This window comes from Pseudomonas sp. FW215-R2 (genome assembly GCF_058789255.1).
On record NZ_JBYTBO010000019.1, the window covers coordinates 115096 to 130112 of the forward strand.

Genomic DNA, 15017 nt, shown 5'->3' on the forward strand with positions numbered 1-15017 from the left:
GATGGAGATCAATCTCGGTGACTTCCACTTCCTGCGCCCGCTGTGGCTGCTATTGGCGCTGTTCGGCGCGCTGCTGCCGTGGCTCTGGCGCCGTGGCCGTGACCTGCAACGCAGGCTGCGCGGCAACATCGCCGGGCATCTGCTGCCGCACTTGCTGGTCACCCCGCAGGATCACCAGCGCCTGCGCCCGGTGCACTGGCTGTGTGCGCTGCTGATGCTCGGCGCGGTGGCAGCGGCCGGGCCGACCTGGGAGCAGGATCGCCCGGACTTTCTGGAGAATCGCGCGCCGCTGATTGTGGCTGTCGATCTGTCGCCGTCGATGGATGCCAACGACGTGCAGCCCACTCGCCTTGAGGCCGTCAAACACAAGCTGCACGACCTGATCCAGCGCCGGGCCGGTGCCCGCACCGCGCTGATCGCCTATGCCGGCAGCGCGCATCTGGTACTGCCGCCAACCGATGATCCGGCGTTGCTCGACACGTTCATTCAAGCCTTGGGCACCGGACTGATCGACAAACCGGGCAAGAACGTCAGCGCAGTGATCGATCAGGCCAGGCGCTTGCTCAACGCTGAAAAGATCCCGGGCAGCCTGCTGCTGATCACCGACGGTGCCGACACCGCACCACTTGAAAAACCGGATGAGCAGTTGCAAGTACTGGTGCTCGCGGTGGGCAATCAGGATGGCGGCATCATTCAGGACGCCAACGGCCAGCCGCGCATCGATGCCAACGGTCGCCCGACCCTGGGCAGTTTCGATCCGGCCGCCATCAAGCAACTGGCCTCGGCGCTCGATGCGCCGCTCGGCAGCCTGACCCTGAATGACGACGATCTGGAGTGGGTCGAACTGCACGCGCAGCAGCACTTCCAGAGCGCCAGCGCCGAACAGCGGGAATTGCACTGGAAAGACGCCGGTTACTGGCTGTGCTGGCCGCTGGTATTGCTGGCGCTGTTCAACGTGCGCAAAGGCTGGAGCGTCAACTGGATGCCGGCGCTGGTACTGGCCGTAGGGCTTGGATGGCCAGCGGCACCGGCCCAGGCAAACGCATTGACCGATGCCTTCTTTACCCGAGATCAGCAAGGGCGCTGGGCCTTCGAGCATGAGCATTTCCCGCAGGCGGCGGCACTGTTTGTCGATCCGTACTGGAAAGGCGTGGCGGCCTATCACGCGGCTGACTACGACCTGGCGCTGGTGACCTTCGCGCGGCTGGACACGCCGCAGGCGTATTTCTATCTGGGCAACATTTACGTGCGCCGCTTCAAGTTCGATGAAGCCATCGCGGCGTACACCCAGGCCCTGAAGCTGCAAGCACAATTCCCCGAAGCCACGGCCAATCTGGCATTGGCGATTGCCTTGCAGAAAGACACCGCGAGCGCCGAACAGAACGCGCCGCAAACCAAACCGGACGAGGTCAAGTTCGACAAGGCACCGGGCAAGGGCCAGAGCAAAGCGGTCGAGACCGAACAAGCGGCGTCGGATGCCCTGTGGTTGCAGAACCTCACGACCTCGCCGGCGAAATTCCTCAAGCAGAAATTCAGCTTGCAGGATCAGGCGGGGGCCAAGCCATGAACCGGTTGATAGGGCTTGTGTGCCTTTTGAGCGCCCAGATAGCAGCCGCTGAACCGCAGCTGCGTGTGCAGGCTCACCTGCAACCCGCCGATGGCGCCATGGTCGGCGGCCTGCTGGCGTTGCAACTCGATGTTCTCACCGACACCTGGTTCACCAGCGCTCCCACCCTGCCCGATCTGAAACTCAAGGGTGCGCTGGTCATACCACCGGACGGTCAGGCCCAGCACCTGAACCAGACCTTCGACGGCCAGAATTTCACGGGCCTGCGCTACAGCTATCTGATCACGCCGAACGCTGCCCGGAGTTTCAACATTCCAGCCCTGACCGTGCGTGCCAGCCCGGGCCAGGCCACCAGCGAGATCAGTGCCCAGAGCCAGCCGCTACAGTTCAGCGCCGCTCAACCGCCCGGTTTCAAACCCGGTGAAACGCCGCTGGTGGCCACGGGGCTGCGCTTCAATCAAACCCTCATCAACTCGGCGACGCCGCTGAAAGTCGGCGACAGCATCACCCGCCAACTGACGCTGCAAGCCGACGGCGCACTCGCCATGGCGCTGCCCGCTCCAGCGCTGGTGGAGGTCAACGGACTGAGTCGTTATGTGAAGACCCCGCTGATCAGCAATCTGGATGACGGTCGCGGCGATATCCTCGGCGGTCAGCGCATCGACAGCGTCAGCTATCGCATCGACACGGCCGGCGCCCACACCCTGCCGGCCATCGAGGTGAAATGGTGGGATTCGCGCGCGCAGCAAAGTCGCACCGCGCAGGTTCCTGCGATCACTTTAGAGGCCGCCGCCAACAGTGCGTACAAGCCGGTGTTCTCGATCACTGAAGATCTCAAGCAACTCGGCCAAAACAATCGCCTGCACCTTTCCACCCATTGGCTGGCGTGGCTGGCCTTGCTCGTCGCACTGATCGTTGGCGGCTATCTGGGCTGGCCAGCGCTCAGCCGTGCCCGCCAGCAGTGGCAAACCCGCAAGCACAAACGAGCGCTGGCCTGGCAGCAATCAGCCGAAAGCGCGTGGCAACAAATCACCCCGCAACTCACCAGCAAGCCTGCGCAATTGAGCGCTGTTTATCTGTGGCTGCGCCGCCGTGGGCTGGGCTTGAAACTGGTCGACTCAGGGCAACGCCTGCAAGGACTGTTGCGAGGCCTTTACGGCCGCGAACCGGCCACCGAACAAACACTGGGCCAACTGCGCCAATCGTTGTCTACGCTTCACAGTCAGGCCGAACAGCAGCAGGCCCGATCGGCCCCGGCCTTGCGCCCGCTCAATCCCGTCCACGAGAAGGATTTCCCATGACGAACCCGATGCTGCACCGACAACGTTTTGGTCTGGCCCTGTTGTTCAGCCTCGCACTGCCATTGCTGGCCCAGGCCAGCGAGCCGCTGCCGTCATGGAACGACGGGCCGGCGAAAAAGCACATCATCGAATTCGTCCAGGCGATCACCGACCAGTCCGGCAAGGACTTCGTCAAACCCGCCGAACGCATTGCCGTGTTCGACAATGACGGCACGCTGTGGAGCGAGCAACCCGCGTATTTCGAGTTGCTGTTCGCCTTCGACGAGGTCAAGCGCACCGCGCCGCAGCACCCGGAATGGAAGACCACGCAACCGTTCAAGGCCGTGATCGAGAATGACCACAAGGCGCTCGCCGCCGCTGGCATGGACGGCATCCTGAAGATCTTCGCCGCCACCCACACCGGCATGACCACCGACGCCTTCGATGACTACGCCAAAACCTGGCTGACCCAGGCCCGGCATCCGAAAACCGGCAAACCGTACACCGAGATGATCTTCCAGCCGATGCTGGAAATGCTCGACTACCTGCGCAGCCAGGACTTCAAGACCTACATCGTTTCCGGCGGCGACACGGCGTTCATGCGTGCCTTCGCCGAGAAGGTCTACGGCATCCCGCCGGAGCAAGTGATCGGCACCACCTTCGTGACGGCGTTCAGCTACAAGGACGGCAAGGCCTCGATCGTGCGCACCGCCAAACTGGCGCACAACGACGACGGTCCCGGCAAACCGGAAAGCATCGATGCGGTAATCGGTCGCCGGCCGATCCTCGCGTTCGGCAACTCCGACGGCGACCTGCAAATGCTCCAGTGGACGGCGGCAGGCCCCGGCAAACGCTTCATGGGCCTGGTGCACCACACCGATGCCAAACGCGAATGGGCCTATGACCGAAAATCCGAGATCGGGCGCCTGGACAAGGCCCTCGACGAAGCGAATTCCCGTGGCTGGACCGTTGTGGACATGGCGAGCGACTGGCGCCGGATCTACCCGTTCGATCCGCCCGCCCCCGAGCAAGTGAAATAACAAAAGCGTGACGCAGGACTGCAAGAAACGTTTGTCGCACCACACCACCCCCGCGCAAAAGGAGCAAGTCTGATGACTCGCATACGCAAGTGGCTACCGAAACTCGCCCTCGTGGCAACGTCGGTGATGGCGCTGTCGGCAACTGCCACAGCCGCTGAAAAACCCAACATTCTGGTGATCTTCGGCGATGACATCGGCCAGACCAACATCAGCGCCTACTCGATGGGCGTGGTCGGCTACAAGACGCCGAACATCGACCGGATCGCCAAGGAAGGCATGATGTTCACCGACTACTATGCGGAGAACAGCTGCACCGCAGGACGATCCTCCTTCATCACCGGTCAGACGCCACTGCGTACCGGCCTGTCGAAAGTCGGCGCACCGGGCGCCACGGTCGGGCTGCAAAAGCGCGATATCACGATTGCCCAGGCACTCAAGTCCCAGGGCTACGCGACCGGCCAGTTCGGCAAGAACCACCTCGGTGACAAGGACGAATACCTGCCGACCAACCACGGCTTCGACGAGTTCTTCGGCAACCTCTATCACCTCAACGCCGAAGAAGAACCGGAACGTCCTTACTGGCCGAAAGACGATGCAGAGTTCGTCAAGGCCAACTCCCCGCGTGGCGTGATCCACAGCTTCGCCGACGGCAAGATCGAAGACACCGGCGCGCTGACCACCAAACGCATGGAAACCATCGACGACGAAACCACCGCTGCCGCCCAGGCGTTCATCGAAAAACAAGCCAAGGCCGACAAGCCTTTCTTCGTCTGGATGAACACCACCCGCATGCACTTGTTCACCCACGTGCGTGATTCGATGAAGGGCCAGAGCGGCATGCCCGGCAACGAGTACGCGGACGGCATGGTCGAGCACGACGGCGACGTAGGCAAACTGCTCAAGACCCTCGACGACCTGAAAATCGCCGACAACACCATCGTCGTCTACACCACCGACAACGGGCCGAACCAGTTCTCCTGGCCGGACGCGGCGACCACGCCGTTCCGCAACGAGAAGAACTCCAACTGGGAAGGCGCGTACCGCGTACCGGCGATGATCCGCTGGCCGGGCAAGGTCAAACCGGGTGAGGTCTCGAACGAGATGTTCTCCGGGCTCGACTGGTTCCCGACCTTGCTCGCGGCGGCCGGTGATACCGATGTCGCCAGCAAGCTGCTCAAGGGTTGGGCGCCCACCAGCGGCGGCAACAGCTTCAAGGTGCATCTGGACGGTTACAACCAACTGCCTTACCTGACTGGCCAACAACCGAACGGTGCACGCAACGAATTCTTCTACTTCAACGACGACGGCATGCTGGTGTCGATGCGTTTCGGCAACTGGAAAGCCGTGTTCGCCGAGCAGCGTGCGCCCGGTGGCTTCGCGGTGTGGAGCAACCCGTTCACACCGTTGCGCGTACCGAAAATCTTCAACCTGAGGATGGACCCGTATGAGCGGGCCGACGTGGTGTCCGATCAGTATTACGACTGGTCGACCAAGAACGTGTATCTGGTCGCCGTCGCCACCACCAAGGCAGCGCACTTCCTCCAGACCTTCATCGAGTACCCACCGAGCCAGAAACCGGCAAGCTTCAGCATCGACCAGATCCGTGCTGCGGTGGACGCGAAGATCGAAGAAAAAATGAAGAACCAGCCTGCACAGTAAGGCCGCTTGACCGCCGCTCGCCGTCATTGGCGAGCGGCCCTTTTTAGTGATTGTTCCCACGCTATGCATGGGAACAATCATTCATGAACCGGAACAAGGCAGTCGCAATGTCCTCACGTGTCGCCAGCAAGTCGTCGGCCCATCCCCTCCCGCATACCGCCGCCCCGGCGTTGCTGATCCCCGCCCTGCTGCTGTGCATTTCCGGCGCGGCGGCGCTGGTGTATCAGGTGTTGTGGATCAAGCAGCTGTCGCTGTTGGTCGGGGTCGAGGTCTACGCGATCACCACCGGCATCAGTGCCTTCTTTGCCGGGCTGGCTATCGGTGGCTGGCTGTTCGGGCGTTGGGCGGATCGCCTGGCGCAACCGGTTTTGCTATATGCCGGGCTGGAAGTACTGGTGGCCGTGCTGGGCGTCGGTGCGACGTTTGCCATGAGCGTGGCGGCCAGTCCGTTTGCCTGGTTGCAGGATCATGTCGGTCTGCTGGCCTGGGTGTTGCCGTTCATGCTGGTGGGCGTTCCCGCCGTGTTGATGGGCGGCACGCTGCCGGTGCTGGTGCGCTCGCTGGGCAGTGCGCCGGGCAAGGGCGGCGGCCAGTTGTACGCGGCGAATACCCTGGGGGCGATTGTCGGCACCCTGCTCGCGGCGTTCGTGCTGATCGCCACCCTCGGCGTGCGCGGCAGTGCGTTGGCCGCAGCGATGCTCAATCTGCTGGCCGCCGCCGGCGCATTGGGTTGGCAGCGCCAGCATCCGATGCCGGTCGAAGCCCCGCTCAAGCATCACACTGAAAAAGCTCCGGATCGCACCGCCCTCTGGCTGTATTCCATCGCCGGCGGCGTGGCCCTCGGCTACGAAGTGGTGTGGTCGCAGTCGATCGTGCAATTCATGAGTACCCGCACCTACGCGTTCGCCGTGGTGTTGGCGACCTACCTGACCGGGCTGTTTATCGGCAGCGCCCTGCTCGCCCGTCGCGTCGAACGGATTCGCGATCCGTGGGGCGTGTTCGGCTTGCTGATCGCTGGCGCGGGACTGATCGCCCTGCTGGAAATCGCCCTGCTCGGTCGCTGGCTGGTGATCGCCCAGAGCCAGGCGGAAATCTGGCTCGTGACTCAAGGCGCCAGTGAACTGGCCGGCATGAGCGCACGTTTCGCTGTTGCGGCGTTGTGCATTGTGTTCCTGCCGACCTTGCTGCTGGGCGCGGCGTTTCCGTTGGCCCTGCGTTTGAGTGTCGGCCACGAGCATGTCGGCCGCGATGTCGGCGCGGTGGTGGCGTTCAACACGCTGGGCGGGATCATCGGCGTGATGCTCTGCGGTTTCCTGCTGATTCCGTTGCTGGGGTTGGTACGCACGCTGGGCCTGCTGGCGATCATTGCCGCCGGCATCGGCTGGTTCGCCGTGCGCAAGGGCCATGGCGTGAAGAAAGGCCGGCGTCAGGCAGTGGCCGCGCTGGGCTTGCTGTCCGTTGCACTGGCCGTGCTGACGCCGGTCGACAAACTCGCCAGCCTGCTCCCCGGTGCGCGCAACGGCACGCTGGCCTTTTATGAAGAGGGACGCGGCGGCACGGTCGCGGTGGTCACTCAAGGCCGGGGCCAGAACGCTTTCCAGCGCCTGTACATCCAGGGCGTGTCGAATACCGGCGATGCCATGCCGTCACTGCGTTACATGCGGATTCAGGCGCTGCTGCCACTGCTGATCCACAACGGCGAGCCGCGCTCGGCGCTGGTCATCGGTTTCGGTACCGGCATCACTGCCGGCGCGTTGCTGCGCTATCCGGGGCTTGAACATCGGGTCGTGGCCGAGCTGCTGCCGTCGGTGATCAAGGCTGCGCCGTTGTTCAAGGGCAACTTCAACGCCGCCAGCAATCCCGGCGTCGATGTGCGGCTGCGCGACGGTCGCCAGGAACTGCTGCGCAGCCCGCAGACCTACGATCTGATCACCCTCGAGCCGCCACCGCCCTCCGCAGCCGGCGTGGTCAATCTGTATTCCCGGGACTTCTATCAACTGGCGGCCAGCCGTCTGGAGAAACAGGGTCTGGTCGCACAGTGGCTGCCGCTGCCGACCCAGAACATCGACGACTCGCGTTCACTGGTGCGCAGCTTCCTCGACGTCTTCCCGTACGCGACGCTGTGGACCAGCGAGTTCCACGAGATGCTGCTGGTGGGGTCGCTGACACCCATCGAACTGGATGCCGAAAAAATCACCCGACGCCTGCAACAGGACAGCGTACGCAGCACCTTGCAGGACGTCGGCATCGGTTCGGCGCCGGCGCTGCTGTCGACCTGGGTCACCGATCGCGCCGGTCTGGAACGTTTTGCCGCCGACGCACCGGCGGTGACTGACGATCAGCCGCGCATCGAATACGCGCCGTGGGTTCGGTCCAAAGAAATTACGCGGGTGCTGCCTGCGCTGCTGGATCAGTATGTCGCACCGCCGCTGGTGAATGCCGATGCCGGGTTCGCTGAACGGATGCAGGGGCACAGACAACGCCTGATGCAGTTCTATCGCGCAAGCCTGCACGCCTATGACGGTGATCGGGATGCCTGGGGCCGGGATATTCGCGAGGTGATGCAGGGAGATGGAGGGAATCCGTATTTCCGCTGGTTTGTCGGGCAGTGACTCTCGTCATCCGATCATTCCCACGCGGTGCGTGGGAATGATTTCCGGGACTATTTGGCTTTCATCTTCAGATACGACTGATGCATGTCCGACGCCCAGCCATCGATCACGGCTTTCACGTCATCGGCCTTCATCACCTGGGAGTCGTTCTGCAACGGTTTGCCGGTGCCTTTGCGCACGACCTGGGCCACGACCTTGTTATTGCCGCCATCGAGGAACACCGCTTCGGTGGCCAGGGTGGTTTCCTGATCGCGGATACCGCTGGCGGTACTGACCGCTGCCGCCACCAGGGCAATCGGGATCACTTCATAGGCATGCAGGCCTTCGGTCTTGCTGCTCACGGCAGTGATCGCCGCACGCACCACGATCACGCCCGGGCCAGGGCCGCTGGCCAATGGCAAGGATTTGCCCACCTCACGCTTGAGCGCCTGATCGTAGTAAGCGGTGATGCCATTGAGGGTCTGTTGCGGAATCTTCACGGTCGGTTGAGGTTTTGGGTAGAGCTGCGTCGGTTCGATATAGACGCTGGTGAACTTGTTGATATCGAGCTTGGGATCGACCCAGCGCATCACCTCGGCCCCGGACGGTGACTTGGCCTCCTTGAGTTGGCTGTAGTCCTTGAGAAACCCGGAGTACTCATCTGGAGCGACGGTTTTGCTGGAGCAACCCACCACGCCAAGAGTGGCAATGCACAGGGTGCTCATCATCACGGCTAGCTTCATGCTGTAACTCCTGTCAGAAGGCCTGATTTGTTGCATTGGGGAGTTACAGGTATAGCTAAAAACCCGCGAATTGCGATCAGAACACACAATATTGGCGCGGTGCCGTGTGCCGGTTCACAACGGTCATTTGACAGATGCCGGGCATCCGGCAAAGCTGCATCGAGCTTGAACGCACGCCAGAAGGCCAATGCACCTGGACTACGGAAGTCGCAATGCCCAAGCATAAAAATAACGATGCACCGCGCCAGCCTGATGCTTCACCGACCTCGATTTCACGCTACCTGTTTCCTGTCACCATTGGCCTGCTGCTCGCGGCCGTGGCGGGGATCGGCTGGTTTCTGTTCAGCCCCGCTCCGGCACCGGTCAAAGCCGTGCCGGTCAGCACGCCTGTTGCGGTAGCGGCCAAACCTGCAGCAACACTGCCCGCGTCCATGGTTGATGAACAGCAATGTCAGGGCTGTCACCAGGAACAGGTCAAGGACTGGCAAGGCTCCCATCATCAGTTGGCGATGCAACCGGCGAATGCCGAAACCATGCTCGGTGACTTCAACAATGTCACCTTCAACGCTGAAAACGAATCCACCCGTTTCGCGCGCAAGGGCGACGAGTTCTGGGTCAATACACCTGGCGTCGACGGCAAGAACGCCGACTTCAAAGTCGCCTACACCTTCGGCATCGCGCCGCTTCAGCAATACCTGATCGAAGTCGGTGAAGGCCGCTTGCAGGCCCTTGGCGTCGCCTGGGATACCGAGAAAAACCGCTGGTTTCACCTCTACCCCGGCCAGGGCGTGAACTTCAAGAATCCGCTGCACTGGAGCAAGCCGAGCCAGAACGCCAACTTCATGTGCGTCGAGTGCCACACCACTGGGTTCAAGCGCAATTTCGACGCGGCCAGCAACACCTTCACCAGCCACTGGAACAGCCTCGGCGTCGGTTGCCAGGCCTGTCATGGGCCGGCGTCGAATCATCTGCAATGGACGGCGAAGAAAACCGACCTGATCCACGCCGGATTCGACGTCGACTTCAAGGACAAGAACGCCACCGTCGAGATCGAAACCTGCGCCCGCTGCCACGCCCGCCGCGCACCACTGGGCGATGGCTACACCGTCGGCAAACGGCTGATGGACGATTACCTGCCCAGCACCCTGACCCGCGAGCTGTATGCGCTGGACGGCAAGATCAAGGACGAAGTGTTCGAACACGGCTCCTTCGCCCAAAGCAAAATGTTCGACAAGGGCGTGCGCTGCAGCAACTGCCACAACCCCCACAGCACCGAGCTGAAAGCGCCGGGCAACGCGGTGTGCCTGCAATGCCACAACAGCGCCGGCAAGACCTCGGTCGAAGGCGTCGATGGCCAGGGCCTGCAAGCGAAGAACTACGACAGTATCGAACACACCCGCCATACGATGGGCCAGCCCGGCTCGCAATGCGTGGATTGCCACATGCCCGGCAAGTTCTACATGGGCAACGACTTCCGGCATGACCACAGCTTCAGCATCCCCAACCCGGAGCGTGCGCAAAAGCTCGGCACGCCAGACGCCTGCCTGACCTGTCATCAGGGCAAGGCCGGCGACAAGGTCACCGCGCAATTCAAACTGTGGACTGCCTCGACCGAACCTCAAGCGCCGCGTTACGACGAGAGCCTGTGGCTGATTCGCAACGGCCAGCCCGGCGCCGCACAAGCGTTGTACGAGCAATTGCAGCGCAGCAACCTGCCGGCGATCCAGCGAGCGACATTGCTCGCGGAATTGCCACTCTATCCAAGTGAACAGGCGCTGAAACTGGCGACCACGGACCTGAAGCACCCGGCGCCACAGGTACGCGAAAGCGCGGTACGGGCGATCAGCGCGTTCCTGCCACCGCCAGAGCGCTTGCCGCTGTTGACGCCGTTGCTCGGTGATCCGGTGAAAGCAGTACGAATCGTCGCTGCGCGGGATCTGCTGAGTGTCGCCCGCAATGGCCTGGGCCCGGCTCAGGCCAATTGGGACGCGGCGATTGCCGAGTACGAAGCCGTGCAGAAGAGCCTGGCCGAACGCGCCGAAGCCAACCTGAACCTGGCGATGCTCTATCAGGCCAGCGGTCGCGGCTCGGAAGTTGAAGGGCTGTTGCGAACAGCGCTGAAACGCGACCCGGACTTCTACCCGGCACTGGTCACGCTGGTGCAATGGCTGGAGGCCAACGGTCGTGGCTCGCAGGCGCAGCAACTGCTCGATGCCAGCCTCAAGGAACACCCTGACTCGGCCCTGCTGCAGCACACCCGAGGCCTGTCACTGATTCGCGCGGGCAAGACCGCCGAAGCCATGTCGGCCCTGAGCAAAGCCGCACAACTGGAGCCACAGAACGCGCAATACGGTTACGTGCTGGCGGTGGCGCTGCATGACAGCGGCAAGGGGGATCAGGCGAACGAGCAACTGGAGAAACTGCTCAAGGTGCAGCCTGCGAACCGCAATGCGCGGTTGTCGCTGATTCAGTGGTATCTGGACAGCGGGCAGGAGCCGAAGGCGCAGGTTTTGTTGCAGGGGTGGAAGAGGATGAATATGGGGGATCCGGCGTTGAAGTGATCGGCTGGAGATCGTAGCCCTCACCCTAGCCCTCTCCCGAAGGGAGAGGGAACCGAACCGGGGATATTTGAGAGATACACCGACTTGAACGATCTGCCTTGAATCCATAATCGACACACTTTTTCAGGTCGATGTATTCAGCAGCACAACTCGATCGGCTCCCTCTCCCTCCGGGAGAGGGCTGGGGTGAGGGAGCTTTTGACTTTCGCGCAGCCCAAGGACTACCAAGTAGAGGTTTCCCCGCTCCTCAACGCCATCTCCCGCCGACTATTCAACCGCATCGCCTTGATCAGCGAAACCGTGCCCACCAGCAACAACGCCGCGCCAAACAGGAAGTCGATGTTGTACAGCTGGAAATCCTGCACCGGCCCCACCAGCACCGTGCGCACCACGCCGATCCCCACCAGCGTGGCGAGGAAGTCGATCCCCGGCTCATCACGGTAGAACACCAGCAGCAACGGCAGGCACAGCACCAGCAGCATCAACAGCACCACAACCTTGAACGCGCCTTTGCGCTCGACGCTGAAGGCGCATTCGTGGTGGCCGTAGGCTTTGTAGTCCTCGTCGCGGACCATCACGTTTTTCTCGTTGATGTAGTCGGCGCGGTTGTATTTCTGGATCGGCGTGAAGGTGTTGGACATCTCCATCAGCGTGGTGATGTTCTTGAAGCGCAGGTCGACACGCTCGTTGCCCTTGAGGTAGTACAGGACTGGCTTGTAGCCGTAGCGATAAGTGTCGAAAGGAAACTCGGTGACCCGCCCCTGAACGCCGATCGGGCGCGACTCGAGTTGGGCGAAGGCACTCTTGTCGGTCGAGGCGAGGTTGCGACTCAGCGGCAGGACCTTCACTTGCTCAAGGAAGATCGGCGTGGCGCCGTAAGTCCACTGCAAAGGCTCCAGACGCAGACGCAGTTCGTTGCGGCCCAGGTCATAGCGGTTGAAGGTGCGTTCGGACACCACCACCGCACCGCTGAGCATGAACTCGCCGCGCAGGTTGTTGGTGATGCGCAAGGTCAACTGATCCTTGCCCAGCAGCGCCGCATCCGAGGACGGCGGCGTGCCGCACCACGCGGTGCTTTCGCCGACACCGCCGAGCTGACCGCCACGGCTTTCGTTGAATACGTAGATGTAACCGGCCCACAACGTCAGCATCAACAGCAACGCCGTCAGGCCCAAGATCTTCTTGCCCGCACTCACAAACAGACTCCCTTCTTCGTTCCGTCGTCCAGCCGAAAACCCGCTGGCGACGGGGACTCTACCAAAAGGCCACCATCGACCCAAGGAAAAATCCCCGATTTGTAAGGGTTCTAAGGGTTTCCCCTGTGCGGGCCTCGCTTCAACGCCGCCTGAACAACGGTCGCGGCTCGATGACGGAGCGCCCGTACAACACGCTCATCCCCGCCAACCCCTTGAGCGCATCCTCGGCGGATTTGTCCTCGCGCACGGCGAAGCTGTCGAACCCGCACTGGCGCATGTGGCTCAGTTGATCGCGCAGCACATCGCCAATCGCCCGCAATTCGCCTTTCCAGCCAAAACGGCTGCGCAGCAGATAAGCCTGACTGTAGGCGCGGCCGTCGCGAAAACTCGGGAAATCGAGGGCAATCAGCGGCAGCGATGCCAACCACGGCAGCAGGCTTTCGACGCCGTCGTCCGGGCCCAGCCAGACTGCATGGGTCGAGGGTGATTCGAGCCAGTGGGTCAGCGGCAGAATCGACATGTCAGCGGCGCCATCCGTATCCGGTGAACGGATCAGCGTCCATGGATCGTCGAGCACAATCCGCGCCCCGCTCGCCTCCATCCGCAGCAGATTGTTCATGCCGACACCTCCAGCGTTTTCGGGTAGACCCGTTCCTTGAACGGCTCCAGTCCGATGCGCGCCACGGTATCGACGAACAGTTCTTCGCTCTCGCGGTAGCGCACGAAGGTGCCGATGATCCGTTCGATCACTTGCGGCACTTCAGCAGCGCTGAACGACGGGCCAATGACTTTACCCAGCGCGCTGTTCTTGCCCTGCGACCCGCCGAGGGTGATCTGGTACCACTCGCTGCCGTTCTTGTCGACGCCGAGAATCCCGATGTTGCCGATGTGGTGATGGCCGCAGGCGTTCATGCAGCCGGAAATGTTCAGGCTGATATCACCGAGGTCGTGCAGGTAATCGAGGTTGTCGAAACGCGCCTGAATCGCCTGGGCAATCGGGATCGACTTGGCGTTGGCCAGCGCACAGAAATCGCCACCGGGGCAGGCAATGATGTCGGTCAGCAGGCCGACGTTGGCGGCGCCCAGCCCTCGCTCTTTCGCCAGTTGCCACAGCGCATACAGCTCGGATTTGGGCACATCCGGCAGGACGATGTTCTGCTCGTGGGCGATACGGATTTCGCCGAAACCGAAACGTTCGGACCAGTCGGCCACCGCCAGCATCTGCAAACCGGTCACGTCCCCCGGGGGCGAGGCCAGGCCCGGTTTGGTCGACAGCACCACGCTGGTGTAACCCGGCACCTTGTGCGGTTGCACATTGCGCGCGACCCAGCGGGCGAACGCCGGGTTGTCGGCCAGGTACGTGCCGAAATCCAGATCGGTGCCCGCCAGAGTCCGGTAGCTCGGTGGGACAAAGGCGTTGGCAACCCGCAGGTATTCGTCCTCGGTCAGTTGCGCCGGGCCATCCTTGAGGTGTTGCCATTCTTCTTCGACTTCCTTGGCGAACGCCTCGATACCCAGCGCCTTGACCAGAATCTTGATCCGCGCCTTGTACTTGTTGTCCCGTCGGCCGTGACGGTTGTAGACCCGCAGCACCGCCTCGACGTAGGACAGCAAGTGCTGCCACGGCAAGCCGTCGCGGATCTGCAGACCGAGGATCGGCGTGCGCCCCAGACCACCACCGACGATCACTCGCAGCAGCATCTGCCCGTCGCGGCCAGGGTAAAGGTAGAGGCCGATGTCGTGCATCATGATCGCCGCGCGATCCTGTTTCGCCGAGCAGATGGCGATTTTGAACTTGCGCGGCAGGAACAGGAATTCCGGGTTGATCGTCGACCATTGCCGCAGGATCTCCGCCAGCGGACGCGGGTCGATCAACTCGTCCGCCGCGACGCCAGCGAAGGCTTCGGTGGTGATGTTGCGCACGCAGTTGCCCGAGGTCTGGATCGCATGCATGTTGACCTGCGCCAGACGTTCGAGAATGTCCGGCACCTCGTGCAGTTCGATCCAGTTGAACTGCATGTTCTGCCGGGTGGTGAAGTGGCCGTAGCCACGGTCGTAGTCACTGGCAATGCTCGCCAATGTGCGCATCTGTTCGGCGCTCAGCGTGCCGTAAGGAATGGCCACCCGCAGCATGTAAGCGTGCTTTTGCATGTACAGGCCGTTTTGCAGACGCAGCGGCAGGAACTCTTCTTCGCTCAACTCCCCGGCCATGAAGCGCTCGACCTGATCGCGAAACTGCGCAACGCGCTCGAACACCAGTGCCCGGTCGTAATCATCGTACTGATACATCGGCCTACTACCTCGTCAGGAACTTGCAAGTATTCCTGTGGGAACGGGCGAACCCGAGATAGCGCCAGTTCGCGTCTGGCGCTATCTCGGG

Annotated in this window: 10 protein-coding genes; 6 read left to right on the forward strand and 4 right to left on the reverse strand. The window is 62.2% G+C overall.

The window, feature by feature from the left end:
- Nucleotide 1 precedes the first annotated feature (1 nt).
- The 5 genes from AC3WRD_RS23350 to AC3WRD_RS23370 all read left to right on the forward strand — a co-directional run bounded on the left by AC3WRD_RS23350 (nt 2) and on the right by AC3WRD_RS23370 (nt 8158).
- Complete coding sequence (locus AC3WRD_RS23350) at nt 2–1567, forward strand: VWA domain-containing protein (RefSeq protein ID WP_102621379.1); 1566 nt, start codon at nt 2–4, stop codon at nt 1565–1567.
- Nucleotides 1564–2868 carry a BatD family protein gene (locus tag AC3WRD_RS23355; protein WP_102621380.1) on the forward strand — a complete coding sequence of 435 codons (1305 nt, stop codon included), beginning with the start codon at nt 1564–1566 and terminating at the stop codon, nt 2866–2868. Before AC3WRD_RS23350 ends, AC3WRD_RS23355 begins: the two co-directional genes overlap by 4 nt.
- The gene (locus tag AC3WRD_RS23360; RefSeq protein ID WP_096820243.1) at nt 2865–3887 is read left to right on the forward strand and encodes an HAD family hydrolase; all 1023 of its coding nucleotides are present in this window, start codon (nt 2865–2867) and stop codon (nt 3885–3887) included. The genes AC3WRD_RS23355 and AC3WRD_RS23360 overlap by 4 nt, the downstream gene beginning before the upstream one ends.
- Before the next feature lie 72 nt (nt 3888–3959).
- Nucleotides 3960–5546: an arylsulfatase gene (locus AC3WRD_RS23365; RefSeq protein ID WP_102621381.1), complete on the forward strand. Its 1587-nt coding sequence runs from the start codon at nt 3960–3962 to the stop codon at nt 5544–5546.
- A gap of 107 nt (nt 5547–5653) precedes the next feature.
- The gene (locus tag AC3WRD_RS23370) at nt 5654–8158 is read left to right on the forward strand and encodes a fused MFS/spermidine synthase (RefSeq protein ID WP_102621382.1); all 2505 of its coding nucleotides are present in this window, start codon (nt 5654–5656) and stop codon (nt 8156–8158) included.
- A 50-nt stretch (nt 8159–8208) separates the two neighbouring features.
- Here the strand turns inward: AC3WRD_RS23370 and AC3WRD_RS23375 are convergent, their stop codons facing one another.
- Complete coding sequence (locus tag AC3WRD_RS23375) at nt 8209–8880, reverse strand: DUF3313 domain-containing protein (protein ID WP_096820241.1); 672 nt, start codon at nt 8878–8880, stop codon at nt 8209–8211.
- A gap of 212 nt (nt 8881–9092) precedes the next feature.
- On the opposite strand from AC3WRD_RS23375, the gene AC3WRD_RS23380 reads away from it, so the two are divergent.
- Complete coding sequence (locus AC3WRD_RS23380) at nt 9093–11441, forward strand: tetratricopeptide repeat protein (RefSeq protein ID WP_102621383.1); 2349 nt, start codon at nt 9093–9095, stop codon at nt 11439–11441.
- A gap of 221 nt (nt 11442–11662) precedes the next feature.
- On the opposite strand, the gene AC3WRD_RS23385 is transcribed toward AC3WRD_RS23380, so the two are convergent.
- The 3 genes from AC3WRD_RS23385 to AC3WRD_RS23395 all read right to left on the reverse strand — a co-directional run bounded on the left by AC3WRD_RS23385 (nt 11663) and on the right by AC3WRD_RS23395 (nt 14926).
- Nucleotides 11663–12637 (reverse strand): hypothetical protein, encoded by a 975-nt coding sequence (locus tag AC3WRD_RS23385; RefSeq protein WP_102621384.1) that lies wholly within the window; start codon nt 12635–12637, stop codon nt 11663–11665.
- 139 nt (nt 12638–12776) lie between these two features.
- Entirely contained in the window at nt 12777–13256 is a 480-nt protein-coding gene (locus tag AC3WRD_RS23390; RefSeq protein WP_102621385.1) for a DUF934 domain-containing protein, read from the reverse strand.
- Nucleotides 13253–14926: a nitrite/sulfite reductase gene (locus AC3WRD_RS23395; RefSeq protein WP_102621386.1), complete on the reverse strand. Its 1674-nt coding sequence runs from the start codon at nt 14924–14926 to the stop codon at nt 13253–13255. The genes AC3WRD_RS23390 and AC3WRD_RS23395 overlap by 4 nt, the downstream gene beginning before the upstream one ends.
- Nucleotides 14927–15017: the final 91 nt, after the last annotated feature.

What these genes read in the sequence shown, in the direction of transcription:
- AC3WRD_RS23350 (WP_102621379.1), top strand. Translation starts at nt 2, where the DNA reads ATGGAGATCAATCTCGGTGACTTCCACTTCCTGCGCCCGCTGTGGCTG.
- AC3WRD_RS23355 (WP_102621380.1), top strand. Translation starts at nt 1,564, where the DNA reads ATGAACCGGTTGATAGGGCTTGTGTGCCTTTTGAGCGCCCAGATAGCA.
- AC3WRD_RS23360 (WP_096820243.1), top strand. Translation starts at nt 2,865, where the DNA reads ATGACGAACCCGATGCTGCACCGACAACGTTTTGGTCTGGCCCTGTTG.
- AC3WRD_RS23365 (WP_102621381.1), top strand. Translation starts at nt 3,960, where the DNA reads ATGACTCGCATACGCAAGTGGCTACCGAAACTCGCCCTCGTGGCAACG.
- AC3WRD_RS23370 (WP_102621382.1), top strand. Translation starts at nt 5,654, where the DNA reads ATGTCCTCACGTGTCGCCAGCAAGTCGTCGGCCCATCCCCTCCCGCAT.
- AC3WRD_RS23375 (WP_096820241.1), bottom strand. Translation starts at nt 8,880, where the DNA reads ATGAAGCTAGCCGTGATGATGAGCACCCTGTGCATTGCCACTCTTGGC.
- AC3WRD_RS23380 (WP_102621383.1), top strand. Translation starts at nt 9,093, where the DNA reads ATGCCCAAGCATAAAAATAACGATGCACCGCGCCAGCCTGATGCTTCA.
- AC3WRD_RS23390 (WP_102621385.1), bottom strand. Translation starts at nt 13,256, where the DNA reads ATGAACAATCTGCTGCGGATGGAGGCGAGCGGGGCGCGGATTGTGCTC.
- AC3WRD_RS23395 (WP_102621386.1), bottom strand. Translation starts at nt 14,926, where the DNA reads ATGTATCAGTACGATGATTACGACCGGGCACTGGTGTTCGAGCGCGTT.